This window comes from Aeromonas sp. S19(2024), assembly GCF_041402625.1.
GTDB lineage: Bacteria > Pseudomonadota > Gammaproteobacteria > Enterobacterales > Aeromonadaceae > Aeromonas > Aeromonas caviae.
In genome coordinates, this window is sequence record NZ_JBGLQU010000005.1 from 245,748 (window position 1) to 270,133 (window position 24,386).

The window sequence follows — 24,386 nt, forward strand, 5'->3', positions numbered from 1 at the left end:
TCCACACAACCTCGGCGGAGCCCTGGCTCCGCCCTTTATCGTTGCCCTGTTCCAACTAATCCGGTTTCAACCAATGAGCGAACCAACCATGACACAGACACCCTGGTGGCAAAGCGCCGTGATTTACCAGATCTACCCCAAAAGCTTTCAGGATTCCGGCGCCCGTGGCACCGGTGATCTCAAGGGGATCATGGCCCGCCTCGACTATCTCAAGACGCTGGGGGTCGATGCCCTCTGGCTGACCCCGGTCTACGTCTCCCCCCAGGTGGACAACGGCTACGACATCGCCGATTACCTCAACATAGATCCCGCCTACGGCACCATGAGCGATTTCGAGGCCCTGCTGGGCGCCGCCCATGCGCGCGGCATCCGCATCGTGATGGATATCGTGGTGAATCACACCTCCACCGAGCACGCCTGGTTCAAGTCGGCGCTGGGGGACAAGCACAGCCCCTATCGCGACTACTACATCTGGAAAGATTCGGTGGACGGCGGCGTGCCCAACAACTGGCAATCCAAGTTTGGCGGCAGCGCCTGGGAGCTGGATCCGGCCACCGGCCAGTACTACCTGCACCTCTTTGCCCGCGAGCAGGCGGATCTCAACTGGGAGAACCCGGCCGTGCGCGCCGAGGTGAAGAAGATCATCCATTTCTGGGCGAAGAAAGGGGTCGACGGTTTCCGCCTCGACGTCATCAATCTCATCTCCAAGGATCAGGCATTCCCTGACGACGAGGTGGGGGATGGCCGCCGCTTCTACACCGACGGGCCGCGCATCCACGAATTTTTGCAGGATGTGAGCCGCGACGTCTTCGCCCCCGTGGGGGCCATGACGGTGGGCGAGATGTCTTCCACCAGCCTGGAACACTGCCAGCGCTATGGCGCGCTGGATGGTTCCGAACTCTCCATGGTGTTCAACTTCCATCACCTCAAGGTGGATTACCCGGGCGGCGACAAGTGGACCAAGGCCCCGTTCGATTTCCTCGAACTCAAGCGCATCTTCAACCACTGGCAGAGCGGTATGCATGGCAAGGGGTGGTCGGCGCTGTTCTGGTGCAACCACGATCAGCCGCGCATCGTCTCCCGTTTCGGCGATGAGGGCGAGCATAGGGTGGTCGCCGCCAAGATGCTGGCCAGCACGCTGCACGGCCTGCAAGGCACCCCCTACATCTATCAGGGGGAGGAGATCGGCATGACCAACCCCGGCTATCAGCACATCGACGACTATCAGGATGTGGAGAGCCGCAACATCTTCGCCATCAAGCAGGCGGAAGGGATGAGCGAGGCCGAGATCCTCGCCATTCTCGGCGCCAAGTCCCGGGACAACTCGCGTACTCCGATGCAGTGGAGCGCCGCCTCCAACGCCGGTTTCACCAGCGGGACGCCCTGGCTCAAGCCTGCCGCCAACTATTCCGAGATCAATGCCGAGGTGGCGCTGGCCGACCAGCACTCGGTGTTCTGGCACTACCGGGATTTGATCCGCCTGCGCAAGAGCCATCCCATCTTCACCCAGGGGGATTATCAGGAGCTGCTGGCAGGGCACCCGCAGATCTGGGCCTATGCCCGCCGCGCCCACGGTCAGACCCTGCTGGTGGTGAGCAACTTCTACGGCGAGCCGGTGGAGTTTGCCTTGCCTGCCGAGCTGCAAAGCGGGGAGGGGCGACTGCTGCTTGGCAACTACCCGGATAGCCCGGCCCGCCCGCAATCCTGCAAGCTGCGCCCTTACGAATCCCTGATCTGGCTGATGGAGCAATGATGACTGACGCAACAACAGTGCAGCGGCCCGCCGTGCGTGGCCCCGAGTGGCAGAAGATGGTGGCGGGAGCGCCCTATGATGCAGGGGACCCCGAACTGCGGGCTGCGCGGGAGCAGTGCCGCGCCCTGCTGGGAGAACTGAACCGGGAGCGAACCGATGCCCCTGACTGGGATGAGCGCCTCACCCGCCTGCTGGGTGGCCGCGCAGAACGCTGTTTCATCACGCCCCCCTTCTTCTGCGACTATGGCGCCAACATCTTTGTCGGCGAGAATTTCTACGCCAATTTCAACTGCACCATCCTGGATGTGTGCGAGGTACACATAGGCGACAACGTGCTGCTGGCCCCCGGAGTGCAGATCTACACCGCTACCCACCCGGTGGCGGTAGCGCCGCGCATCAAGGGGGTGGAGTTCGGCAAGCCGGTGCGTATCGGCAACAACGTCTGGATTGGGGGCAGCGTCGTCATCTGCCCGGGCGTCACCATAGGGGACAACAGCGTCATCGGGGCGGGGTCCGTTGTCACCAGAGACATTCCGGCAGGCGTGGTGGCGGTCGGCAATCCCTGCCGGGTCTTGCGCCCCATGACGGCAGAGGAGCTGGCGCCCGGAGAGCCTGGCTGACACAGAAGGGGCAGGCCGTACCTGCCCCTGTTCGTTTCCCTGACGGCGCTCCCGCAATGCCGGCAAGGCTTCGGCGCAACCCCCTCTTTACCCGGGCAGCAAGGCGCCGCAACGCTTGTGCTGTCCCATGACCACCAGAGTCTTGAAACTGCGCACCTGGTCCCTGGCATGGAGCACCCGACGGGTGAACTGCTCGTAACTTTGCATGTCCCTGGCGGCCACTTGCAGCACGAAGTCCTGCTCCCCCGTCACATACCAGAGATCCATCACCTCGGGTTCCCGCTGCAGGCTGGCGATCATCTCATCGACGATGCGGCCATGATCCCGCTCCAGGGTCACCAGCACCAGCATGGTGATGGGCCAGCCCATGGTGGACGGTGCCACCAGCGCCACTTCCCGCTCGATGAGACCGGACTCCCGCAAGGCGCGGACGCGGCGGTAGCAGGCTGGGGCGGAAAGACCGACCCTGTGGGCCAGCTCCGGCGTGGGCAGACGGGCATCCTGTTGCAGCTCGGCGAGGATGAGCAGATCAAATTTGTCGGTCATGGGGTTCATTAGATAAAAATTATCGCACAAGGCCAGTATTAGACCGGTTTTACCCAAGTCTCCAGATATATTTTACTGCCCATCGTCCTGCTCGGTATGAACACCATGCAACCCAATCCCAATGCCCTCTCCTCTCTTCTGGCCGTCCTGCTCGCCATGTTGTCGATCACCCTCGGCGCCTCCCTGGCCAAATCCCTGTTTCCCCTGCTCGGAGCCGCAGGCACGACCCTGTTCCGGCTGGGGTGCGCCGCCCTCCTTCTCTCCCTGGTGTTTCGCATCTGGCGTGCCCCCCTCGACCGACGCACCCTGCTGGGCGCCATCCCCTACGGCCTGTCGCTTGGGGCCATGAACCTGCTCTTCTATCTCGCCATCGCACGCATTCCCCTCGGCGTAGCCCTGGCCATCGAGTTCATCGGCCCCCTGACGGTGGCCCTGCTCTCCTCACGCCACCGGGCAGACTTCATCTGGCTGATACTGGCCATCGCCGGGCTGCTGCTGCTCTTGCCCCTGCGGGCAACACAGCAGGCCATCGATCCCCTGGGTGCCACACTGGCTCTCGGGGCTGGCCTCTTCTGGGGGCTCTATATGCTCACCGGAAAGCGGGCAGGAGCCTTGCTGGGCACACAGGCTCCTGCGCTGGGCATGTGGGTGGGCACCCTGCTGGTATTGCCCTTCGGGCTGGAGGGTGCGATCGAGGCGTCATTCACCGTCCCCGTGATCCTCACCATCATCGGGGTGGGGCTGCTCTCGAGCGCCATCCCCTACTCTCTCGAGATGTTTGCCCTGCGCCGCCTTCCCCTCAAGAGCTACGGCATTCTCACCAGCGGTGAACCGGCCATGGGAGCCTTGATGGGACTGGTATGGCTGGGCGAACAATTGCCCCCGTCCCAATGGCTCGGGATAACCGCCATCATCGCCGCCTCCATGGGCACCACCTGGCAGGCGGGTCGTCGACAAGCCGGCTCCGCCTGAACCAAAAAAATCGGGGCCGGCGATGACCGGCCCCGGGGATGGCACGAGAGCGTCAGGACGAGTAGTCGTAACAGCGTTTGAGCTCGCCGAAGTCATAGAAGAAGCTGCCCACCGCAATGGGGGCGCAACCTGCCTTGAAAGCGAGCTCCTTCTCGTTGTAAAGCATCTTCACCAGCACCCGGCCTGCCTCGTTGCGGTAGACATCCCACTGGATGTTGGCCGCATAGGGAGAGACCCCGCCGCCACGCCATTCGTTGTTTTCCTGGCTCATCAGCACGCCGGGCTGGGCGCTCTGGCGGCTCCCTGCCAGCTTCATCAGGGCCGCCAGCGGGATCAGGGTCTCCGCATGGGCAAAGCGCAGCTTGGCGACATGCTCGCCCGCCTCTTCCACCACCTGGGTCTGTACCTCGTTGAAGAGGCCGTCAAGCAGGGACTGGGCCACGGCGTAGGTGGCGCTCTGGCTGGCAAGACTCGGCCCCTTCTTGTAGAAGTCCTCGGCATCGGAAAGGTAGGAGAACCAGGCAGACTCCTCTGGCGTGATGAACTGCTCGAGATCCCAGGACCCGCCTTGTGCCTGCGCCTCCCGGATCATCCCCGGGCCGATGATGAAGAGGTTGTAGAGCATGAGGGCGGCGTCCACCTCGTCGCGCACATGGGTCTTGCCGCCGTCTTCCGGATTCACCGCCACGTAATCCACCCCGGCGGCCAGCTCGTCGACGAAGGCCTTGCTATAGAGACGCTCGAGCATCTCGCGGGCCATCACCCGGGTCCTGGGCAGGGCCTTGAGCGCATCGAGGGCCTCGGTCAGCTCGGGAGCGGGAGCCACCCCGTTGTCTTCGTCCCCGACAAAGGCCTGATAGGCCTGGAAGGTGGGCAGATACCGGGTGTACTCCCCCTGCGGCTCGGTCTTGTGGAAGTAGAGCTCGAACTTGTTGCGCAGCCCCTTGTCGATCTCGGAAGGGTTCTCCTGGCTTACGTAACAGTCGGGGCTGTCCGTCACAAGAGAGACCCGTTTGGCCAGGCTCTGCATGAAGAAGTAGGCGCTTTCGTTGGCGCGATCCTTGCCCGATGTCTCGACCTTGAGGCAGAGGGGAGTCGATTCAGTGGTCAGCAGGGTGGGCAGCCGTTCGGCGAGCCGGGTCGCCAGGTTGGCGTGCTCCTCCTTGCCGAGCGCACTCAGCAGGCCATAGCCGAGGGTCTGGTTGGCGGCCGTGACGGCGTCCACCTTTGCGCCGAGCCGTTGGCCCAGCTCGGTCAAGGCCCCCTGTCTCGCGGCCTCCTCCCACACCAGCTTGGTCAGCACATCGTATTTGGGGCTGGACAACGAGCGGGAGCCGTGGCGTGCGACCAGCTCGGTGAAGACGGGACTAAAGCCTTCAGGGGCAACCTCATAGCTGTTCATTGCCTGACGGGCGGCATAGACCGCCTTGGTGCTGTATTGATAGTCGCCGACGGCGGGCGAGGAGGAGTCATTGCCCGAATTGCAGCCGCTCAGCAGGGTGGCCGCCACGCAGGCGGCAAGGGAAGAGACGCGAAACATAGTCATCCTTGAACAAGTGTGAAAATGAAGCCGCACAGTACGCACCGGATGTGACAATCCGGTGTCAGGTCTGGGACATGCACCTCTCTCCGGAAGGGTGACTACCCTCCAACCCGTCTATGCCCCCCACAAATCATCATTCATATTTTTTGAACGTGTAGGCCAGTTTATCTCGCTAACAATGACCGGGTGAGGCGCTTAATATTCACACATCGCTTAGGCAGGAGCGCCAAGCCGCAAAACAACTGGTCGTTCATGGCCGTCCCCCATCCATATGGGCGACAAGCATCCGTGACAAAACAACACACCATTTGAATGACCTCTTGCAAGGATGCATTGATGCAGGCCTGTCAGGCCTTGCCAATGACATAAAAACCAAGAGAGTGAATGAACATGAAAAACGTGATCAAGATGCTGGCCGTTGCAGGCCTGATGAGTGCCGGTGTTGCCCAGGCTTCCGTCCCCGCCGACTTCAACGCCACCCCGGGTGTGCTGTTCGTGAACTGGCATGCCAGCGCCGCCATGGCCGGCAAGGCCAACCCCATGCTGGAGGTGCGCGATGAATCCGGTGATCTGGTGGCCTCCGTCCACGCCAACCTGATGGGTACCCAGCAGGTACAGATCCCGAGTCGCGCCCAGGGCAACCTGACCGTCAGCCTCGGCGATCAGAGCAGCGATTACCGCATCCCGTTCGGCATCGGCAGCGGCAATCCCCGCTGATCAACGCAGACGACGTCCCTCCCTGGTCTAGACACGCCGACCAGGCGAGAGATCAACGACAAGGGCGCCATCAAGGCGCCCTTGTCGTCGTTGCCGTCGGCACGCACGGCTACTGGGTGAAGACGGGACCGAAGCCGGATCCCCACAGGATGGCCGTGGCAGCCAGCACGCAGACCAGCAACACCAGGCCGACCGTCACCACTGAGCTGGCGTAGATGAATCCCTGCTCCTTGGTGATGTGCATCAGGATGGGCACGCCGATATAGAGCAGGTAGACGGAATAGGTCAGCCCGACCAAACCGATGAGCATCACGAACCAGAGATGCGGGAAGAAAGCGGAGAAGCCCACCATGAAGAGTGGCGTGGAGGTGTAGGCCGCCAGCTCCAGCGAGGTCGTGTAGCTGGGATCCGAGCCGAAGGTATGCCCCATCCAGTGCACCAGATAGGAGAGTGCCAGCACGCCGATGATAAGGGTCACGTACATGGCGACCGACAGCTTGAATGCGCTGTTGGCGGTCAGGGTGATGGGATCGCCGACCCCGATGCTCCAGCCGATGTGAACGGCGGAATAGTAGGCGCAGATGGGAGGGATAAGGGCCACGAGCAGGATGTGGGTCAGACTGTTTCTGAAGCTGTCGTGCCGCTCGTCTATGGTATGCCATTCGGTGTGGGGATGGGCATACAATCCCCATAAGTGATTCAATATCATAGCGTTATTCCTTCTCTACATCGGTGGTTGGCGGATCGATACCGGGCTTTCTCCTCTGATTGCGTCATGTCCGGGCGCTGGTGGCGCCATCGCTTGCCATGGCATGCGATGACTTTAAATAAAGTCGCTCCACCGCCGCTGCGTCAAGCAAGGTCGCCGGGACAGCCGGGACAGCCGGGAGGGATGGGAAGACAGCAGGAGGGCACCGGAAGCGGGCACTGATGGCACCCGCCGCCGGCGCTCCCGTCAATACTGCTTGGTTTTCGAGGCAAAACCCGCGAGGAAGAGACCGGTCAGGAACATGCCGCAGAAGGCTTCGATGGCCGACAGCAGTTGCAGCGGCGAGGAGGTCTGGGAGATGTCCCCATAACCCAGGGTCACGAAGGTGACGATGCTGAAATAGAGGGAGCGCCCCAGATGGCCGTGGGTTGCAGACTCCGGTGCCAGGAAATAGGTCAGGGTCGCCAGCAGGATCACCCCCATCGACATCAGCAGGCTTCTGATGGGACGCTCCCCAAACCCCCAGGTGATGAAGCTGATGAACTTGCCCGCGCACTTGAGATAGCACAACAGGGAGAGCCAGCACTTCGTCATCGGACCGCTGCGCAACCAGCGCTCCCGGAACAGCTCCCGCGGGCTCGCCAGGGACTTCATCTCGTGCAGCTTCTCCTTGTAGTAGCACTCGCCGGCGTCGACGGTGTCACCCACGCTGGAGAAGAGACGCTTGGCATTGCGATAGAGTTTGCTCGCCTCGTTGTGGTCGATCCGCCCATTGTCGTTGTAGACCACCTCCACCTTGTCCAGGTTGGTGTGCTCCATGGTGGCATCGAAGTTCTTGGCGCTGACGCTGAAGTTTTTCAGCACCGCCCGGGAGGAGTGGAAGCGGATCTCCTCGCACTCTATGGTGAAGTCCTGAAAGACCCCGTCCTCCAGCGCCAGCTCCCGCTTCTTGGCCCAGGCCCTGTGGTCCCACAGCAGGGAGTCGAACAGATCGAGCCCGATCACCCCGCCATTGACCCTGACCCCCTTGGCCGAGCAGTGCCACAGATAAACCTTGGAGTTGTTGACGGCCCCATCGAGAGAGAGCTCGTCGAGACAGGTAAAATCGAGCAACCGGCCGGAGATGATGGGGCTTTTGAGGGTAACACCGCCGATGTTGAGCAGACGATGCTTGCCCAGCACCTGGGCCTCCCCCTTGTTGTTCTCCGAGACCGAAAGCAGGCTTTGCACCCGTTTCACCTCGTCATTGCCATGTTTTCCCGCCAGCCACATGCTGTAAGGCTCGAAACGGGTCTCCGAGCGGATGAGGCCGCTCTTGCGCAGGGATTCCAGTGCACTCGAGGCGCTCTCATACAGGCGGACCTTGTCGTCGCTCATGTAGACACAAAGGCTCAGCACGCAGCGGGAGCTGATGAAGCGGGCGATGCCGATCTGGAAGATCACGCTTTTTTCTATCTTCTGCTCCGCCATCCAGTCGTCGAAATGGGGCAGCGACGCCACAAGCAGCGCCCAGATACGGGGATAATCGTTCTCACGCCGCCACTCGTTGAATTGCTCGGGGGAAAGCTGCCAAAGCTCTGTTGCATTCATGCATGACCTCACTCAAGAAACCGATCCCGTTTTGCCGGGCCGGGGTGACGGCAGGCGTCGATCACGACAGGGTGATCCGGCGGGCGCAGCATAGGGACTCACCACGCCATCATACTCGGCAGACGGGCCAAGTCACTGGGAGGAAAGATTCAAGAGGAGCGCTGCGACAGCTTTGTCACCGGACAGGACGCTTTTCGAACAGCGGGAAGCGGGACATGGAAAAACGGGAAAAGAAAAAGCCCAGCATTGCTGCTGGGCTTTTTATTTGGCTCCTCCTGCTGGGCTCGAACCAGCGACCTGCGGATTAACAGTCCGTCGCTCTACCGACTGAGCTAAGGAGGAATTATTCGTGGTGCCCAGAGACGGAATCGAACCGCCGACACGGGGATTTTCAATCCCCTGCTCTACCGACTGAGCTATCTGGGCAAATGGTGCCGGCTACCGGAATCGAACTGGTGACCTACTGATTACAAGTCAGTTGCTCTACCTACTGAGCTAAGCCGGCACACTTCAAACCATTGTGCATGAACACGTTTTTATTTCATGGCACCAAAATATGGTGCCCAGAGACGGAATCGAACCGCCGACACGGGGATTTTCAATCCCCTGCTCTACCGACTGAGCTATCTGGGCGTGGGCGCTATTAAACGGATTTTAGGGCAGGTGGTCAACGGGAAATTTCACTTTTCGTCTCGTTCGTCTCTTTTTTGCGCAGCATCATCCATTTTCATCACTTCTGCTGGCGGGACCGCTCCCCGGCGCCCCCAGAGGCGGGACTCCTCCCCCTTGAGCAGGCGGGTAATGTTCTCGTGATGACGGATAAGGATGAGACAGGAGAGCAGGGAGACCGGCAACGTGTATTCCGGTTTGAGCAGATAGGTAAAGAGCGGAGTCAGCAACACTGTCACGATGGACGCCAATGACGAATAGCCGCTCACCAGCAGCACCAGCAGCCAGGTGGTGATGACGGCGCCCCCCATGGCAAAGCCGATGGGCAGCATGGTACCGAGGGCGGTGGCGACGCCCTTGCCGCCACGGAAGTGGAAGAAGAGGGGGTACATGTGGCCCAGACAGGCGGCCACCCCGATAAAGCCGAGGTAGACGGGCTTGATCTGCAGATACCAGGCGAGGTAGACGGGGGCCATCCCCTTGAGCACGTCGAGAAGCAGCACGATCAGCGCCGCCATCCGGCCGCCGAGGCGCAACACATTGGTCGCCCCCGGGTTGTGGGAACCATGGTCACGGGGATCCGGCAGACCCGTGATGCGGGAAACCAGCACGGCACTGGACAGCGAGCCGCCCAGATAGGCCAGAATAATCATCAAAATCGTCAGGGCCGTCATCTTGGTCGTTTTTACCACGATATGAATGGGGTATGATGCGGGCCACATTCCCAGGCCCGGGCTTGCCCGAAAGCGTGTCGCCCAAACCGGCCGCCAGCGGCAATCTGCTTGCCGGGCCTGCATCCCTGCGCTGTTTTCACAGCCCATCAAGAGTAAAGAAGAAGTACTGTCATGGACAAGGTGTTTATTCGCGGACTCGAGGTTTTGACCACCATAGGGGTATATGAGTGGGAGAAGGGCATTCGCCAGAAGCTCTGTTTCGACCTCGAGATGGGGTTTGACAACCGCCCAGCCGCCGCAACCGACGATATCAATCTGGCGCTGGATTACGCCACCCTCTCTCGCAAGATCTGTGATCACGCCCAGGGCAAGATAGTGGAGCTGGTCGAGACCATGGCCGAGCAGGTCGCCGCCCTGGTGCTGGAAGACGAGCGGGTACAGTGGGTCAAGGTGACCCTGACCAAACCGGGTGCCGTGCCCAATGCGGCAGGCGTCGGGGTCGAGATCCTGCGCCATCGCACGCCGGCTGCGAGCGCCAACTGATGACCCGCATCTATATCAGTCTGGGATCCAACATCGATCGGGAACGCCATATCCGCGCCGGCCTCGATGCCCTGCACGCCGAATTCGGCGAGTTGCAGGTCTCCCGGGTATTCGAGAGCGAGGCAGTGGGCTTCAACGGCCGCCCCTTCTACAACCTGGTGGTGGGTGCCGATACCGAGCTGCCCCTGGCGACCCTGTGCCAGCGGCTGCGCGCCATGGAGTTCGCTCACGGCCGCGAGCCGGATGCCAAGAAGTTCGCCCCGCGTACCCTGGATCTCGATCTGCTGCTCTACGGCGAGCTGGTCTGCGAGACGCCGCTGGTGCTGCCGCGCGGCGAGATCCTCACCAACGCCTTCGTGCTCTGGCCGCTGGCGGAGCTGGCTCCCACATTCCGCCACCCCATCGATGGTCGCACCATCGGTGAGCTGTGGGCAGGTTACGACAAAGCCTCCCAGCGCCTTGACCCCATTCCCTTCCACTGGAAAGCGGGCGAATTGCAGCATCACTGAACAACAAGGGCACCCTCGGGTGCCCTTGTTGATGACTCCGCTGATGATGGATAAGAAACGGTGATTGGGCCTGCGCCGGTGCAAGTGGCAGGATGACCGCCATCACAGGAGAACCCCATGCCACTCGATGCCATTCACGACTTCAACCGTCAGTTGCTCACCGACCTGCCCCACCAGCGCTTCGAGCACGAACCCATCCTCGATTACGCCACCGACGAGCGGGTCAAGGCTCGCCTCGGCTGGCAGGCCGAGTTCAGCAAGACCCTTTTCCTCAAATTCAAGGATGGTCGCTTCGCCCTGCTGCTGACCCACAGGGACGGCCGGCTCGACAGCAAGGCGGTCAAGGCGGCGCTCGGTGCCAAACCCTCCATCTGCACCGCTGACGAGATGCAGACCGAGATTGGCTGCCTGCCGGGAGCCGTCTGCCCCTTCCTGCCACGCGCCGACATCCCCCTGCTGGTGGATCCCGTGCTCATGAATCACCATGCCTTTACCTGGACGCCGGGCCACCCCGAGCAGACTTTCCTGCTGGAGACCACCCACCTGGCCGGACTGCTGGCCCGATTACCCTGCGACGTGAGCTACCTGCCAGCTCCCTGAGCCTGGGACTCAGCGCTTTTCTCGCGCCAGCTGGGCGAAGATCAGCGCAGCCAGCATGGACATCAGGCCGATGCACAGATAGGTGAGGTGGAACCCCTCCAGCCAGCGGCCACTCTCCTCGGGCTGGCCGATGGAGAAGAGCCCCAGCAGGCTGGCGGCGATGGCCACCCCCAGGCTCATGGAGAGCTGCATTACCACCGACAGCAGACCGTTGCCGCTACTGGCGTGCTCGCTGCTGAGATCCTGCAGGGTCAGGGTGTTCATGGCGGAAAATTGCAGGGAGTTGATGGCGCCAAAGACCGCCAGCCACACCAGCAGTACGCCGTGGGGCACCTGGTTGTCGATGAAATAGAAGCTCGCGATCATGGCCCCGAGCGCCAGGGTGTTGCCGATCAGGATGCGGCGATAACCGATGCGCGGAATGAGCTTGTTCACCAGCGTCTTGGTCAGCATGGCACCGATCACCGTGGGGATCATGGTCATCCCCGCCTTGCTCGGGGAGAAGCCGAGCCCCAGTTGCAGGAAGAGGGGGGTGAGAAACGGCATGGCGCCGCTGCCGAGGCGGGCAAACAGATTGCCCCAGATACCGATGGCGAAGGTGGACGTCTTGAACAGCGCCAGACTGAACAGGGGCTGCTCCGCCGTGGCGGCATAGAGCCAGTAGCTCGCCATGGCGGCCAGACCGAACAATACCGCAAACAGGGCCCAGCCGGTTGAGATGCTGTGCTCCCCCAGGCCTTGCAGACCGACGGATACCAGCACCATGCCGACACTGAACAGCACAAACCCCTGCCAGTCAAACCTGGCGGTGTGCTGGCGAAGGTCGGGCATGAAGTGCCAGCTCGCCACGAAACCGAGCAGGCCCACCGGCAGGTTGATGAGGAAGACCCAGTGCCAGCTCGCCACCTCCACCAGCCAGCCCCCCAGGGCCGGGCCGATGAGGGGGCCGAGCAGACCGGGGATGGTGACGAACGACATCACCCTCAGCAGCTCATGCTTGCTGTAGACCCGCAGCACCGCCAGACGCCCGATGGGCATCAGCAAGGCCCCCCCGACCCCTTGCAACACCCGGGCAATCACCAGCATGGGCAGGGTGTTGGCGATGGCACAGGCCAGGGAACCCAGGGTAAACAGCAGGATGGCGACCAGATAGACCCGGCGGGTGCCGAATCTGTCCGCCAGCCAGCCGGAGGCAGGAATGAGCAGGGCCACCGTCAGCATGTAGGCGATGATGACGGACTGCATCTGCAGCGGACTCTCGCCCAGGGCCTCGGCCATGCTGGGCAGGGCGGTGTTGAGGATGGTGCCATCCAGGGTCTGCATGAAAAAACCGACCGCCGTCAGCCAGGGCAGCCATTTGCGCTGGGCGGGCGTCACCATCGGGGAGCTGTCAGGCATGGTTCTGTCTCTCCTCATCACATAAGAAAAGACCCGCACGAGCGCGGGTCATATCAGCATATCAGGCATCCGGCTGGCCGAGCATGGCCTTGAGGTGCTCTTCCAGGCTGGGTTCGGGGGCCTTGAGGGTCGAGAGGAACAACTGCTCTATGCCTACCCTGTCCTGGCTCTTCACGATGAACACCAGCCGGGACTGGGCCTTGCCTTCGGGCCACTCCCCCAGCGCCTGCAACGGATAGAGCTGGCCGTGCACGCCGTGGATCACCACGGGCTGGCTCTCCCCTTCCAGTTGCAATATCCCCTTGAGCCGCAGCAGGGCATCACCGTATTGCGCCTGCACCGCATCGATGGCGGCCAGCAGGCGGGAGGGCTTGAGCGGCTCGCCGATGCGCAGGGAGAAACTTTCGATATTGCCGTGCTCGAAGCGGGTGGGCGCGGCCGTCCCCACCTTGGCGGCAAACGGCGTCATCTTCGGCTGCATGGGCGAAGCCAGCCCCTGTTTCGGGGATTCGGTACGCAGCCAGGCCAGCAACTGGCGCACATCGCGCCCCGCCGCCTCGTTGTAGGCGCCGAGCTTCTCCAGCACCGCGGGTGAGAGCACGCCATTGCTGACCCGCTGGATGGGAGCTGCCGGATTGAGGGTCGCCAGTTGGGCTTCCACCCGAGCAAGGGTCTCTTCATCCACCAGATCGCCCTTGCTCACCACCAGCAGATCCGCCAGCGCCACCTGTTTGACCGCCTCATATTGAGCCGCAAGCTGCTGCTCGATATGACCGGCATCCACCACGGTGACGGTGCCGTCGAAGCGGTAGCGCTGGGCGATAAAGCCCTCTTCCCTCAACGTGAACAGCACGGGGGCCGGATCGGCCAGACCCGTGGTTTCGATGATCAGCCGTTTGAAGGGTTTGATTTTGCGCTGGATGGCTTTCATGAAGAGCCCCTGCAGCGCCTCCACCAGGGATCCTTGCACCGAGCAGCAGATGCAGCCGGAATCGAGCAGCACCACCTGCTCGTCCACCTGCTGTACCAGATGGTGATCCAGCCCCACGGAGCCGAACTCGTTGATGAGCACGGCGCACTCCCCGAGCTCGGGCTGCTTGACCCAGTGGTTGAGCAAGGTGGTCTTGCCGCTGCCGAGAAAACCGGTCAGCAGGGTCACGGGGATGCGGGTGTCTTGCATGTCTGTCATCGGGTTGCCCCCCCTCTGATCGGCAGGAGGATGAGTAAGCGAGTGTCTTGCATATCGGTCATGTCAGATCCTTACCGGTTGGCGAACAGGTCGCCGAGCCAGCGGTTTTCGAAACGGCCATGGGGGTCAAGCTCCCGCTTCAGGGCCAGGAAGTCGTGCCAGCGCGGCAACAGGGCCGGGAAGTCGTAGAGGTCCATCGCCAGGTGCTTGCCGAAATGGGGAATGCCGCCGAGGGGCACCAGCAGTTGCTGCAACTCGCGCATCTGCTCCATGGAGCCTCCGACGAAGGTCCCGTCCGCCGCCAGATAGACCAGAAAACCTATCCAGCACACCGACTTGCCATGGGCGGCACTGAGCCAGGCCACGGAGGGACCGGTGCAGCGCAGGATGAAGGGGTAGTGCAGCACGCCGGGGTTCGCCTCCTGCCATGCCTGCAGGATTCCAAGGGCCTCCCCCATGCGTTCGAGGGGCACGGCCACCTCGCAGTTGATCTGGGGAGCAGGAATTCCCTTGCAGAGGATCTGGTAGACGTTGCCCACCAGATCCGAAGCGTCCTTGAAGCGGCGTACCGTCTCGAAGTGCTCGCCTGCCCTGGCCTCGTCCTTGGTGTCTCTGGCCATCTTCTGCAGGGTCGCGTCTATGGTGGCATTGAGCGCCAGGTTCATGCGCTCGTCCATGTCTCCCTCCAGCACCAGCGGCTCGCTGCCCCCGGCGCGGTAGCGGGCCACCTCGTCATCGGAGGCGGGATCCACCAGCCAGATGTGGCTCTCGCCGGTCCAGGCGAACCACCAGCTCTTCACGAAGGCGTGCTCCCGGTTGAGGCGCTCGTTGTGTTCCAGCAGGAAGGGGTAGTCGGTGGTGAACTTGGTGCAGCGCATGATGCGGTTGGGCACGGTGTTGAGGGTCACATCCAGCAGGATGCCGAGCATCCCCATGCCCATCACGAAGGCGCCGAAGCGCGGATCGGTGCGATCCACACGGATGATGTCGCCGCTCGCCAGCATCACGGTCAGGGCAGCCACCGCATCGCACAGGGCGGACTGGTGCAGTCCCTGCCCATGGGTGCCGGTGCTGAGGGCGCCACCCAGGGTCTGGATGCCGATGACGCCGGGGGACGCCGGCAGCATGCGATCCATGGCGATGAGGTCGGCATAGACGGTATCAAGCGGCGTCCCCGCCAGGTAGGTCACCGTATCGGCAGTCTTGTCCAGCTGGCCGCGCAGGTGGTGCAGGTCCACCAGCAGCGCCTGGCTGCCTTCGGCGTAGACGCTGTGGATGGGTTCGAAAGAGAGGCCGGAGCCGATGAGCCGCAGCTTGCGCTCGGGGTATTCCCGCAGCAGTTGCTGCAGCTCGTCACGGGTCGTCGGGCGCCACACCTGATCAAGGGCGCCGAGGGGGTTGGTTCTGGACCAGTTGAACAGCACCTCCCGATTGCCAATCGCCTTGATGCTGTGAAATGCCTGGAACCTGACCGTCATACCGCGCCTCATCTGACTTCAAAATGAGCGCCAATTCTACCGAAAAGTGGCTGCCAAGGCATGAAAAACAAGACCCTACAGTCGGGGGTGGATAGGGGGAGCGCCCCTCCCCGCCTCAGCGCGTCTGCTGGGTCAATGCCAGCAACATGCCGAATCCCACCAGCAGGCCCCCGAACACCCGATCGATCCAGTGGCGTACCGCCAGCAGTCGGTCCCGCACCGCAGGGGTGGAGAAGAAGAGCGCCACCGCACCAAACCAGAGGGCGTGCGCCAGCGCGATGAAGGCGCCATAGCCGATCTGGACCGCCAGCGGCGTCTGCGGCTGCACCACCTGCATGAAGAGGCTGACGATGAAGATGGTGGTCTTGGGATTGAGCACATTGGTCAGAAATCCGGTGCGCAGCGCCCCCAGGCTGGAGAGGGCAGGCTGACAGATGCTCTCTTCATCGGCAGCCGGTTTGGCCCGCAGCATCTTGATGCCGAGGAAGATGAGATAGGCGGCCCCCGCCAGCTTGATGAGGTTGAACAGCCAGAGGGATTGCTGGATCAGCAGGCCCACCCCCAGCAGGGTGTAGGCCACGTGCACGCAGACCCCGGCCGCGATGCCGATCGCCGTCAGCACGCCGGTGCGGCGCGAGAGCAGCAGGCTGTTGCGCGACACCATGGCAAAGTCGGGCCCGGGGCTGATGACGGCAAAGAGGGTAATGGCGACAACGGCTAACAGTTCGGTCATGAAAAGAGTCCTGATTAGAGAGGATATCGGCTATTTTATTTGCCAACAACACCAATAACGAACGATGATTTTTGACATGAATGGTGAAAAAAACTCACAAAAAGCCCTCTCGCTTCCCTCCCTCACCGCCCTGCGCTGTTTCGAGGTGGCTGCCCGCACCGAGCATTTCGGCCGCGCCGCCGACGAACTGCATCTCACCCATGGCGCCATCAGCCGGGCGGTACGACTGCTCGAGGAGGATCTGGGGGTCATGCTGTTCGAGCGGCGCAAGCGCCGGGTCTTTCTGACCGACGCGGGTGAACGGTTCTATCAGGCGGTCAGAGAGGGGCTGGGCAGCATCCGCCAGACGGCGCAGGCCCTGCGCCAGCAGAGCCGCCCCCAATCACTGGTGCTCTCCTGCGAACCCACCCTCCTGATGCGCTGGCTGATCCCGCGCTGGCCCGCGTTCCAGGCTCTGCACCCGGAGCTGGACGTACACCTGATGGCGGGCGGCGGCGCCCTCAGCTTTGGCAGCGGCATCGATCTCGCCATCCGGCGCAACGACTTCCAGTGGCCTGCCGAGCTCTACAGCCAGTTGCTGTTCGAGGAGCTGACCGGCCCTGTCTGCCCGCCGGGCAAGGTGGCGCACTTCTTTGAATCCAGGGGGGATGTGCAGGCCCTCAGGCCAACAGCCCCCCGTCTGCACACCAAGACCCGTCCGGGCGCCTGGTTGGAGTGGCAGCAGCACGCAGGCATGTCCGCCGACGAGGAGGTGCCGGGTCAGACCTTCGAGCACTTCTATTTCAGCCTGCAGGCGGCAGTCGCCGGGCTGGGAGTCGCCATCGGCCCCTACCGCCAGGTGTGCGACGATATCGAGGCCGGTCTGCTGGTGGCACCGCTCGGCTTCGTCCCCGACGGCACCGGCTATCACCTGCTCGCCCCCGCCCCTCCCGAACCCGGCAGCCCCCACGACATCCTGGTGAACTGGCTGCACAGCCTGGTGGGCGCGGCCTAGCCCTGGGCGGTGCGCCCGGCGGCGACCTGTATCTCTCCCGCCGTCAGCTCCCGGCAGAACTGGCGTATCGGCATGGGGCGGGCAAACAGGTATCCCTGCAGATACTGGACCCCCTTGCCTCTCAGATAGGCGGCCTGCTGCTCCGTCTCCACCCCTTCGGCCACCAGGGACAACCCCAGCCGTCCCCCGAGGTCGATGACGTTGTCCACGATGTGCTCGGAGAGGGACTCCGTCCCGATACGGCCGATGAAGGAGCGGTCGATCTTGAGATAGTCCACGTGGAATTGCTGCAGATAGATGAGGCTGGAGTGGCCGGTGCCAAAGTCATCGATGGCGAGCTGCACCCCCATCTCGTCGAGCTGGCGAAACAGGGAGAGGGTCTGCGGGCTGGTCACCAGCAGCTCCCGCTCCGTGAGCTCCAGCACCAGCACCACCCGTCCCGGCACGAAATGGCCGAGGAAGTCGCGGCACTCCGCCACCAGGGAGAGGTCCCGGCAGTGGATGGCACTGATGTTGAAGCTGATGTGAAATGCCTCGGGCAGCTGCTCCTGTACCGGGTGGAGTGTCTTGGCCACCGTCTTCATCAGGTTGACCGTCATGGGCACGATCAGGCCAGACTCTTCCGCCTGGGGGATGAAGAGATCGGGGCGGATCAGCCCCTCGGTGGCATGTTGCCAGCGCATCAGTACCTCGGCTCCCACCATCTTGCCGCCCTTGCTGGCGATCAGTGGTTGCAGATAGGGGACAAACTCCCTGGCTCGCAGCCCGCGTCTCAGCTCGTCCGTCAGGGCCCCCGGCCGCCCAAGCAGCCACCACACCAGCAGTGAGAGCACCAGCGAACTGGCTCCCAGCCAGATCAGCTGCAGATGGCGAGCCTCCCACAGGGCACGCCAGTAGATCGGCATGGCATAACCGGCGTGGATGGTGAAGGGGTAACGCTGGGAGGCGAGTATCAGGGCAAACTTGCTGTGCAGTTTCGGCGGATCGCTTTGGAAGTGGCCGGACTCATCGAGCCAGGCGGACCCCACCTGCAAGAACAGCTCGCTGGGATCGCTGCTCAGGGTGAGCATGAAACTGAGCTGGCTGCTGTCAATGGCGCTCAGTGCCGCATCACGCCCCCGCTCCTGACGCACAACCAGCAAGGGGTGATTCTTGCGCACCAGGTTGCCGCTCATCAGCAGCAACTTGCGATCCGTGTAGCGGGAGCCGTCATCCACTTCCCTGGCAGGCCCGAACAGCGAGGTGCAGTTGATGATCCCCTGTCGCACCAGATTGATGGAGCGCAGGAACGGCTCCAGCGCCACCCGCTTGCGCAGCAGCAACAGGTTGTCGCTGCAGGAGCGACCGGCCAGCGGCAATACCTCGAGGTTGGCCCGCTCGGCCTGATCCAGCATGCGCTCCAGCAAGGTTCTGGCCTTGCTGGCTGACGCACTGGCATCGTTCTTCAGCTCCTGCTCGTAGCTGTCATGCACCATCCACCCTCCCACCACCAGGGGCAGGGCCAACACCAGCAGGGCACAACCAAGGCGCCACTTCATACGGGCCAGATCAATCCGGAACAGAAACATAGCAACCACGCCGCAATGCGCGGGCCCGCTTCGCAGGTACCGCGGTATAAAAATGCCCACCAGGAAACGGTGGGGCCATCATGGCCAGACAACGAAAGCGCAACGCGCGTACCAGGCAAATCGACGACGCCGTTGCTGGGCATGGCGGGTCATTATCGCGCAGCCCCCTGAAATGGAAAATGCCGCGTCGAGACGCGGCATTGTTATTTTCAGTGGTCAGACCGGCGAGTCTCAGACCGCTTGCTGCAGGATCACCGCATCGGCCTTCTTGGTGTAGGAGGCGATCTCGTTGAAGTTCAGGTAGCGATAGGTGTCGGCCGCAGTGGCGTCCAGGGTCTTGGCGTACTGCAGATACTCTTCCACGGTCGGGATCTTGCCGATGATGGCGGCAACCGCGGCCAGCTCGGCAGAAGCCAGATAGACGTTGGCACCCTTGCCCAGACGGTTCGGGAAGTTGCGGGTGGAGGTGGAGACCACGGAAGCCCCTTCCGCCACGCGCGCCTGGTTGCCCATGCAGAGGGAGCAGCCCGGGATCTCGATGCGAGCACCGACACGACCGAAGATGCCGTAGTAGCCCTCTTCGGTCAGCTGATCCTTGTCCATCTTGGTGGGGGGGGCTATCCACATGCGGGTCGGCAGCTCGCCCTGATACTTCTCGAGCAGTTTGCCGGCGGCGCGGAAGTGGCCGATGTTGGTCATGCAGGAACCGATGAACACCTCGTCGATCTTGTCACCCGCCACGTCGCTCAGCAGACGGGCATCGTCCGGATCGTTCGGCGCACAGAGGATCGGCTCCTTGATGGTGGCCAGATCGATCTCGATGATTTCGGCGTACTCGGCGTCCTTGTCCGCTTCCATCAGTACCGGGTTGGCCAGCCACTCTTCCATCCCCTTGATGCGGCGGGTGATGGTGCGTACGTCGCCGTAGCCTTCGGACAGCATCCACTTCAGCATCACGATGTTGGACTTCAGATACTCGATGATCGGCTCTTTATCCAGCTTGATGGTGCAACCGGCAGCGGAGCGCTCGGCGCTGGCGTCCGCCAGCTCGAATGCCTGTTCCACCTTCAGGGTCGGCAGACCTTCGATCTCGAGGATGCGGCCGGAGAAGATGTTCTTCTTGCCCGCTTTCTCGACGGTCAGCAATCCTTTCTGGATGGCGGCGTAGGGGATGGCATGGACCAGGTCACGCAGGGTGATACCCGGTTGCAGCTCGCCCTTGAAGCGCACCAGCACGGATTCTGGCATGTCCAGCGGCATCACGCCGGTGGCGGCGGCGAAGGCTACGAGGCCGGAGCCCGCCGGGAAGGAGATACCAATGGGGAAACGGGTGTGGGAGTCACCACCGGTACCCACGGTATCCGGCAGCAGCATGCGGTTCAGCCAGGAGTGGATGACGCCGTCACCCGGACGCAGAGAGACACCGCCGCGGTTCATGATGAAGTCCGGCAGGGTGTGGTGAGTCTGTACGTCGATGGGCTTGGGGTAGGCCGCGGTGTGGCAGAAGGACTGCATGGTCAGATCGGCGGAAAAACCGAGGCAGGCCAGGTCTTTCAGCTCGTCGCGGGTCATGGGGCCCGTGGTGTCCTGGGAGCCGACCGTGGTCATCTTGGGTTCGCAGTAGGTGCCCGGGCGAATGCCCTTCACGCCACATGCCTTGCCCACCATCTTCTGGGCCAGGGTGAAACCTTTGCCGGTATCGGCCACCGGCTGCGGACGGCGGAACACGGTGGAGAACGGCAGGCCCAGCGCTTCGCGGGCCTTGTCGGTCAGACCGCGGCCGATGATCAGCGGAATGCGGCCACCGGCACGCACTTCGTCGATCAGCACCTCGGTCTTCAGTTCGAACCGGGCCAGCACCTCGTCGGTACCGTGGCGGGTGATCTTGCCCTCATAGGGGAAGATGTCGATGACATCGCCCATCTCCAGTTTGGAGACATCCACTTCGATGGGCAGGGCACCGGCATCTTCCATGGTGTTGAAGAAGATGGGGGCAATCTTGCCACCCAGGCAAACGCCGCCTGCGCGCTTGTTCGGCACGAACGGAATGTCGTCGCCCATGAACCAGAGCACGGAGTTGGTGGCGGATTTACGGGAAGAGCCGGTACCGACCACGTCACCCACGTAAGCCAGCGGGAAGCCCTGCTCTTTCAGCGAATCGATGGTCTTGATGGGGCCGATGACGCCATCCTTGTCCGGGGTGATGCCGGGTCGAGCGTTCTTCAGCATCGCCAGGGCGTGCAGCGGAATGTCGGGGCGGGACCAGGCGTCCGGCGCCGGCGACAGATCATCTGTGTTGGTTTCGCCGGTCACCTTGAACACGGTGACGGTGATCTTCTCGGCCAGAGCCGGGCGGTTCAGGAACCACTCGGCGTCGGCCCAGGATTGCAGCACCTGCTTGGCGTGGGCATTGCCCGCCTTGGCCTTCTCTTCCACGTCGTGGAAGGAGTCGAACATCAGCAGGGTGTGGGAGAGGCCCTTGGCGGCAAGAGGAGCCAGGGTCGCATCGTCCAGCAGGTCGATCAGCGGCTGAATGTTGTAACCACCCTGCATGGTACCGAGCAGCTCGACGGCTTCGGCGGCAGTCAGAATGGGGGAATGGGCCTCGCCCTTGGCGACGGCGGTGAGGAAGCCGGCTTTCACATAGGCCGCTTCATCAACACCCGGGGGAATGCGGGAGGACAACAGTTCTTTCAGAAAGTCCTGTTCGCCGGCGGGCGGATTCTTGATCAGCTCAACCAGGGCGGCGACCTGCTCTGCGTCCAGAGGTTTGGCGACCACGCCTTCGGCGGCACGTTCTGCGACGTGTTTACGGTATGTTTCAAGCACGACTAATTCCTCTTTGGTCTTTTTTTTGGGGTTCGCCCAAGCTCGCGGCGATCGTCCTTGCGGGACACCCGTAGGGTGCCCCCCACTATATAAGTTTTAACGACTAATTAAAATCCAAACCCTGTGCAGTTATTCATCAAACCAGCATAACCATATAAACCCATTAGGTTTTTTTAGAGTGACAAGCCGCCCACCCAAGGTGAGTTAACAAAAAGGCAGCATTTCGCCCTTATTGGAACGTAGTGCCCAATTGCAGATAGAACATGTCGTGCCCCCCCTCCGCCACGCCATAGCCGAGGAAGATGGGACCGAGGAAACTCTCCACCCCCATATAGAGGGAACCCGAGGTATAGGAGGATTCGATGCTGATGTCCTCTCCCTTGTCCCAGACCCCCCCTTGCTCGAGGGAGCCCCCGAGGAACAGGGGCGCCTTGAAGGCACCGAAGTCATTGTCCGCCACCCGGTAGATGTAGCGCAGCCCGCCGAACAGGCTGTAGCGACCGCTCAACTGGTAATGCTGGAAGCCGGACATGCGGAACAGCCCGCCCAGATCCTGCACGAACAGTGGTACCGTCTCCTGGGAGCTTGAGCCGCCCCCTTCCAGCATCAGGTTGAGGCTGTGCCTGTCCCAGGACCAGGGCTTGATCATCACCAGCCGGTAATTCACCCCCTCGGCCTGCTCGGAGGGCGCGTCCGCGGGGTCGAGATCGACGTAGGAGTAGCCCCCCTTGATGTCCCAGTAGACCCCCTGATAGGGGAAGTAGCGGCTGTCGAGGGTGTCGTGCTCGAAGCGGATGTAGGGGCCCCAGGCGGAGGCATCGGCATCCGCGTTGGTGAGGTTCTGGATCTCCACGCTGCCGATCTTGCCCTCCAGCCCAAGGGAGAAGCGGCTCCAGGGCTGGCGATTCCAGCCGACGGCGAGATCCACGCTGGTGAAGCTGTACTCGGAGTCCAGATAGCTGACCCCGGAAGACGACCTGCTCTCTTCCGGGAAGAAGACGCGTCGCTGGGTCTTGTCGTAGGCCAGGCTCGTCTCGCCGAAGTAGGTCTGGGAGGGCTCCAGCGGGGTGTAGAAGTCGGTCTTGAGGTGCTTGGCGGTCCCGAGGGACGCCTCGGTCAGCCACTCGCCTCCCCAGTCGTTCACGTTGGTCAGGGTGTAGGACATGCCGACGTTGTAGTTGGAGCTGCTCTCGAAGTCATCGGAGAAACCGAGCTGGAAGTTGAGATAACCCGGCCCCCAGTTCTTCTCGCTGGCGTCCACCACCAGCACGTTCTCCCCGTCCCGCTCCTCCACCTCGTAGGTGATGCGATCGAACGACTCCAGGGCGTAGAGGCGACGGATCCCCGCCTCCAGGCTCTCGTAGGTCTGCACCTTGTCCGGACGCACGTTCAGCATGGCCCGCACCGTGTCGTCGGAGAGGCGCGACTTGTTGATGATCTCCACCTTGTCGATGTAGTAGGCGGGCTGGCCGCTGCGCTCGGCGCGCCGGCTCAGCTTGCCGTTGCGATAGTCGGCGTAGGCGGCGGGCGAGAGAGAGAGCGCATCGAGCCGGGCCGCAGCACTGTTGGCGACCGCCTCCCCGATCTTGATCCCCTCCGGCATCAGGGCGAAGTCGGCGATCCCCATGTTGCCGAACTCGGGGGTCAGCAGGATGTCCCTGGGGCCCAGCAGCGCCTTCTGCTTTTCGGTCCCCACCTGGGTCATGTAGGTGGTGAGCTGATCGATCATGGCCAATCCCGACTTGAGGGACTCCCGGGTACGCAGCTTGGCGCTGATGTCCACCGCGATCACCACGTCAGCCCCCATGGCCTTGGCCACGTCCACCGGCATGTTGTTGACCGTGCCACCATCGGCCAGGATGCGGCCGTCCCAGTCCACCGGCTTGAGGGCACCGGGAATGGACATGGAGGCCTGCATCGCCTTGGCGAGGCTGCCGTGATCCAGCACGAAGGGGGTCACCGTCTCCATGTCGGTCGCCACCGCGCGATAGGGGATAGGCAGGTTGTCGAAGCTCTTTTGCGCCGGCAGGTTGGAGGTGGCGTGGCGCAGCAGGCTGGCCATGGACTGTCCCTGGAAGAAACCGTCCGGCAACTGGGTCTGGTCACCGTTGACCCCGATGTCGGTGCGCAGCTGGTATTTCTCGGTCTGCTGCTTCTTGCGCAGGGAGAGCTCGTCGCGTCCCACCTTGTCCTGATAGCCCTTGTTCCAGTCGATGGCCAGCGTCGTGCGCTCCACCTCCTCGGCGCTAAGCCCCATGGCATACATGCCCGCCACATAGGAGCCCATGCTGGTCCCGACGATGATGTCCACCGGGATGTGCTTTGCCTCCAGCACCTTGAGCACCCCGATATGGGCCGACCCCTTGGCACCGCCGCCGCTCAGTACCAGGGCGATCCTCGGACGCTCCATCTTGGTTGCCCCCGAGTTTCTGGCCGAAGGCGCGGGATCATTGGCTCCGGCCGCCGCCATGAACGGCAGGGTCGCCAGCAGGAGCACGAGCAGGTGGGTCCATCCCCGATGAAAGATGCGCATATGAGAGTCCATAAATCCGGTGCGAGTCGAGCGGGCAGGCCGCCAGTCAGGTGCAGCCTACTATAAGTGCAAGCACTTTAACCGCAAGCCGGGGTGCTGGCGAGGGGTCGCCCCGCTTGCGACGATGTCTCGGCAAAATCGGGCGCCAATCCAGCCCAATCCGGGTGTGAGCGCAAACGTTAATCGACAATAAAGGCCCCCACCGCCTCAAGAGCGCGC

General features: G+C 62.6%; 20 protein-coding genes and 4 tRNA genes. 8 read left to right on the top strand and 16 right to left on the bottom strand.

Going from position 1 to position 24,386, the window contains the following annotated elements:
- The first annotated feature begins 88 nt into the window (after nucleotides 1-88).
- Nucleotides 89-1,753 carry an alpha,alpha-phosphotrehalase gene (gene treC / locus ACB037_RS12750; protein ID WP_124243761.1) on the top strand — a complete coding sequence of 555 codons (1,665 nt, stop codon included), beginning with the start codon at nucleotides 89-91 and terminating at the stop codon, nucleotides 1,751-1,753.
- Nucleotides 1,753-2,373, top strand: coding sequence for a sugar O-acetyltransferase (locus tag ACB037_RS12755; protein ID WP_043152895.1), 621 nt, complete (start codon nucleotides 1,753-1,755; stop codon nucleotides 2,371-2,373). The genes treC and ACB037_RS12755 overlap by 1 nt, the downstream gene beginning before the upstream one ends.
- 87 nt (nucleotides 2,374-2,460) lie before the next feature.
- On the opposite strand, the gene ACB037_RS12760 is transcribed toward ACB037_RS12755, so the two are convergent.
- A complete protein-coding gene (locus ACB037_RS12760) occupies nucleotides 2,461-2,919 on the bottom strand; it encodes an Lrp/AsnC family transcriptional regulator (RefSeq protein WP_039039724.1) in 459 nt (152 codons plus the stop codon).
- A gap of 96 nt (nucleotides 2,920-3,015) precedes the next feature.
- Here ACB037_RS12760 and ACB037_RS12765 point away from each other — a divergent pair, with 96 nt between their 5' ends.
- The gene (locus tag ACB037_RS12765) at nucleotides 3,016-3,891 is read left to right on the top strand and encodes a DMT family transporter (protein ID WP_270835794.1); all 876 of its coding nucleotides are present in this window, start codon (nucleotides 3,016-3,018) and stop codon (nucleotides 3,889-3,891) included.
- A gap of 52 nt (nucleotides 3,892-3,943) precedes the next feature.
- Here ACB037_RS12765 and ACB037_RS12770 read toward each other — a convergent pair whose 3' ends face one another.
- Nucleotides 3,944-5,437 (bottom strand): histidine-type phosphatase, encoded by a 1,494-nt coding sequence (locus ACB037_RS12770; protein ID WP_371175406.1) that lies wholly within the window; start codon nucleotides 5,435-5,437, stop codon nucleotides 3,944-3,946.
- A 381-nt stretch (nucleotides 5,438-5,818) separates the two neighbouring features.
- On the opposite strand from ACB037_RS12770, the gene ACB037_RS12775 reads away from it, so the two are divergent.
- On the top strand, nucleotides 5,819-6,151 hold the full coding sequence (locus tag ACB037_RS12775) for a hypothetical protein (protein ID WP_039039727.1): 333 nt from the start codon (nucleotides 5,819-5,821) through the stop codon (nucleotides 6,149-6,151).
- A 109-nt stretch (nucleotides 6,152-6,260) separates the two neighbouring features.
- Here ACB037_RS12775 and ACB037_RS12780 read toward each other — a convergent pair whose 3' ends face one another.
- The 7 genes from ACB037_RS12780 to plsY form a co-directional block, all read right to left on the bottom strand.
- Nucleotides 6,261-6,860, bottom strand: a complete 600-nt coding sequence (locus ACB037_RS12780) for a Yip1 family protein (protein WP_029314835.1) — start codon at nucleotides 6,858-6,860, stop codon at nucleotides 6,261-6,263.
- A 246-nt stretch (nucleotides 6,861-7,106) separates the two neighbouring features.
- The gene (locus ACB037_RS12785) at nucleotides 7,107-8,450 is read right to left on the bottom strand and encodes a potassium channel family protein (protein WP_043152903.1); all 1,344 of its coding nucleotides are present in this window, start codon (nucleotides 8,448-8,450) and stop codon (nucleotides 7,107-7,109) included.
- Between the two features lie 266 nt (nucleotides 8,451-8,716).
- Nucleotides 8,717-8,792, bottom strand: a tRNA-Asn gene (locus ACB037_RS12790).
- An 8-nt stretch (nucleotides 8,793-8,800) separates the two neighbouring features.
- A tRNA-Phe gene (locus ACB037_RS12795) sits at nucleotides 8,801-8,876 on the bottom strand.
- 3 nt (nucleotides 8,877-8,879) lie between these two features.
- Nucleotides 8,880-8,955 (bottom strand) — tRNA-Thr (locus ACB037_RS12800).
- 52 nt (nucleotides 8,956-9,007) lie between these two features.
- Nucleotides 9,008-9,083, bottom strand: a tRNA-Phe gene (locus ACB037_RS12805).
- Between the two features lie 47 nt (nucleotides 9,084-9,130).
- The gene (plsY, locus tag ACB037_RS12810; RefSeq protein ID WP_029314836.1) at nucleotides 9,131-9,793 is read right to left on the bottom strand and encodes a glycerol-3-phosphate 1-O-acyltransferase PlsY; all 663 of its coding nucleotides are present in this window, start codon (nucleotides 9,791-9,793) and stop codon (nucleotides 9,131-9,133) included.
- 171 nt (nucleotides 9,794-9,964) lie between these two features.
- On the opposite strand from plsY, the gene folB reads away from it, so the two are divergent.
- The 3 genes from folB (at nucleotide 9,965) to ACB037_RS12825 (ending at nucleotide 11,445) form a co-directional block, all read left to right on the top strand.
- Nucleotides 9,965-10,336 (top strand): dihydroneopterin aldolase, encoded by a 372-nt coding sequence (folB, locus tag ACB037_RS12815; protein WP_010675798.1) that lies wholly within the window; start codon nucleotides 9,965-9,967, stop codon nucleotides 10,334-10,336.
- Nucleotides 10,336-10,845, top strand: a complete 510-nt coding sequence (gene folK, locus ACB037_RS12820) for a 2-amino-4-hydroxy-6-hydroxymethyldihydropteridine diphosphokinase (RefSeq protein WP_042865424.1) — start codon at nucleotides 10,336-10,338, stop codon at nucleotides 10,843-10,845. Before folB ends, folK begins: the two co-directional genes overlap by 1 nt.
- Nucleotides 10,846-10,962: 117 nt before the next feature.
- Nucleotides 10,963-11,445, top strand: coding sequence for a YbaK/EbsC family protein (locus ACB037_RS12825; RefSeq protein ID WP_042864868.1), 483 nt, complete (start codon nucleotides 10,963-10,965; stop codon nucleotides 11,443-11,445).
- 9 nt (nucleotides 11,446-11,454) lie between these two features.
- Here ACB037_RS12825 and mdtD read toward each other — a convergent pair whose 3' ends face one another.
- The 4 genes from mdtD to ACB037_RS12845 all read right to left on the bottom strand — a co-directional run bounded on the left by mdtD (nucleotide 11,455) and on the right by ACB037_RS12845 (nucleotide 16,243).
- Entirely contained in the window at nucleotides 11,455-12,843 is a 1,389-nt protein-coding gene (gene mdtD / locus ACB037_RS12830; RefSeq protein WP_010675801.1) for a multidrug transporter subunit MdtD, read from the bottom strand.
- Nucleotides 12,844-12,904: 61 nt separating this feature from the next.
- Nucleotides 12,905-14,032 (bottom strand): GTP-binding protein, encoded by a 1,128-nt coding sequence (locus tag ACB037_RS12835; RefSeq protein WP_069785561.1) that lies wholly within the window; start codon nucleotides 14,030-14,032, stop codon nucleotides 12,905-12,907.
- A gap of 71 nt (nucleotides 14,033-14,103) precedes the next feature.
- Nucleotides 14,104-15,510, bottom strand: coding sequence for a D-arabinono-1,4-lactone oxidase (locus tag ACB037_RS12840; protein WP_371175407.1), 1,407 nt, complete (start codon nucleotides 15,508-15,510; stop codon nucleotides 14,104-14,106).
- A gap of 115 nt (nucleotides 15,511-15,625) precedes the next feature.
- Nucleotides 15,626-16,243 (bottom strand): LysE family transporter, encoded by a 618-nt coding sequence (locus ACB037_RS12845; protein WP_010675804.1) that lies wholly within the window; start codon nucleotides 16,241-16,243, stop codon nucleotides 15,626-15,628.
- Nucleotides 16,244-16,319: 76 nt separating this feature from the next.
- Between ACB037_RS12845 and ACB037_RS12850 the strand changes: the two genes are divergently transcribed.
- Nucleotides 16,320-17,237 (top strand): LysR family transcriptional regulator, encoded by a 918-nt coding sequence (locus ACB037_RS12850; protein WP_167826511.1) that lies wholly within the window; start codon nucleotides 16,320-16,322, stop codon nucleotides 17,235-17,237.
- Here the strand turns inward: ACB037_RS12850 and ACB037_RS12855 are convergent.
- The 3 genes from ACB037_RS12855 to ACB037_RS12865 form a co-directional block, all read right to left on the bottom strand.
- Nucleotides 17,234-18,805 carry a cyclic diguanylate phosphodiesterase gene (locus tag ACB037_RS12855; RefSeq protein WP_041211776.1) on the bottom strand — a complete coding sequence of 524 codons (1,572 nt, stop codon included), beginning with the start codon at nucleotides 18,803-18,805 and terminating at the stop codon, nucleotides 17,234-17,236. The genes ACB037_RS12850 and ACB037_RS12855 overlap by 4 nt on opposite strands.
- Before the next feature lie 231 nt (nucleotides 18,806-19,036).
- Nucleotides 19,037-21,634: a bifunctional aconitate hydratase 2/2-methylisocitrate dehydratase gene (gene acnB / locus ACB037_RS12860; protein ID WP_049636528.1), complete on the bottom strand. Its 2,598-nt coding sequence runs from the start codon at nucleotides 21,632-21,634 to the stop codon at nucleotides 19,037-19,039.
- Between the two features lie 229 nt (nucleotides 21,635-21,863).
- The gene (locus ACB037_RS12865; protein WP_045522144.1) at nucleotides 21,864-24,167 is read right to left on the bottom strand and encodes a patatin-like phospholipase family protein; all 2,304 of its coding nucleotides are present in this window, start codon (nucleotides 24,165-24,167) and stop codon (nucleotides 21,864-21,866) included.
- Nucleotides 24,168-24,386 lie beyond the last annotated feature (219 nt).

Excerpts from the sequence above, each read along its gene's own strand:
- ACB037_RS12840 (WP_371175407.1), bottom strand. The coding sequence starts at position 15,510 with ATGACGGTCAGGTTCCAGGCATTTCACAGCATCAAGGCGATTGGCAAT.
- ACB037_RS12755 (WP_043152895.1), top strand. The coding sequence starts at position 1,753 with ATGACTGACGCAACAACAGTGCAGCGGCCCGCCGTGCGTGGCCCCGAG.
- folK (WP_042865424.1), top strand. The coding sequence starts at position 10,336 with ATGACCCGCATCTATATCAGTCTGGGATCCAACATCGATCGGGAACGC.
- ACB037_RS12835 (WP_069785561.1), bottom strand. The coding sequence starts at position 14,032 with ATGACAGACATGCAAGACACCCGCATCCCCGTGACCCTGCTGACCGGT.
- ACB037_RS12780 (WP_029314835.1), bottom strand. The coding sequence starts at position 6,860 with ATGATATTGAATCACTTATGGGGATTGTATGCCCATCCCCACACCGAA.
- treC (WP_124243761.1), top strand. The coding sequence starts at position 89 with ATGACACAGACACCCTGGTGGCAAAGCGCCGTGATTTACCAGATCTAC.
- ACB037_RS12850 (WP_167826511.1), top strand. The coding sequence starts at position 16,320 with ATGAATGGTGAAAAAAACTCACAAAAAGCCCTCTCGCTTCCCTCCCTC.
- ACB037_RS12785 (WP_043152903.1), bottom strand. The coding sequence starts at position 8,450 with ATGAATGCAACAGAGCTTTGGCAGCTTTCCCCCGAGCAATTCAACGAG.
- ACB037_RS12855 (WP_041211776.1), bottom strand. The coding sequence starts at position 18,805 with ATGTTTCTGTTCCGGATTGATCTGGCCCGTATGAAGTGGCGCCTTGGT.
- ACB037_RS12865 (WP_045522144.1), bottom strand. The coding sequence starts at position 24,167 with ATGCGCATCTTTCATCGGGGATGGACCCACCTGCTCGTGCTCCTGCTG.
- mdtD (WP_010675801.1), bottom strand. The coding sequence starts at position 12,843 with ATGCCTGACAGCTCCCCGATGGTGACGCCCGCCCAGCGCAAATGGCTG.
- ACB037_RS12825 (WP_042864868.1), top strand. The coding sequence starts at position 10,963 with ATGCCACTCGATGCCATTCACGACTTCAACCGTCAGTTGCTCACCGAC.
- ACB037_RS12760 (WP_039039724.1), bottom strand. The coding sequence starts at position 2,919 with ATGACCGACAAATTTGATCTGCTCATCCTCGCCGAGCTGCAACAGGAT.
- folB (WP_010675798.1), top strand. The coding sequence starts at position 9,965 with ATGGACAAGGTGTTTATTCGCGGACTCGAGGTTTTGACCACCATAGGG.
- ACB037_RS12765 (WP_270835794.1), top strand. The coding sequence starts at position 3,016 with ATGAACACCATGCAACCCAATCCCAATGCCCTCTCCTCTCTTCTGGCC.
- ACB037_RS12775 (WP_039039727.1), top strand. The coding sequence starts at position 5,819 with ATGAACATGAAAAACGTGATCAAGATGCTGGCCGTTGCAGGCCTGATG.
- ACB037_RS12845 (WP_010675804.1), bottom strand. The coding sequence starts at position 16,243 with ATGACCGAACTGTTAGCCGTTGTCGCCATTACCCTCTTTGCCGTCATC.
- ACB037_RS12770 (WP_371175406.1), bottom strand. The coding sequence starts at position 5,437 with ATGACTATGTTTCGCGTCTCTTCCCTTGCCGCCTGCGTGGCGGCCACC.
- plsY (WP_029314836.1), bottom strand. The coding sequence starts at position 9,793 with ATGACGGCCCTGACGATTTTGATGATTATTCTGGCCTATCTGGGCGGC.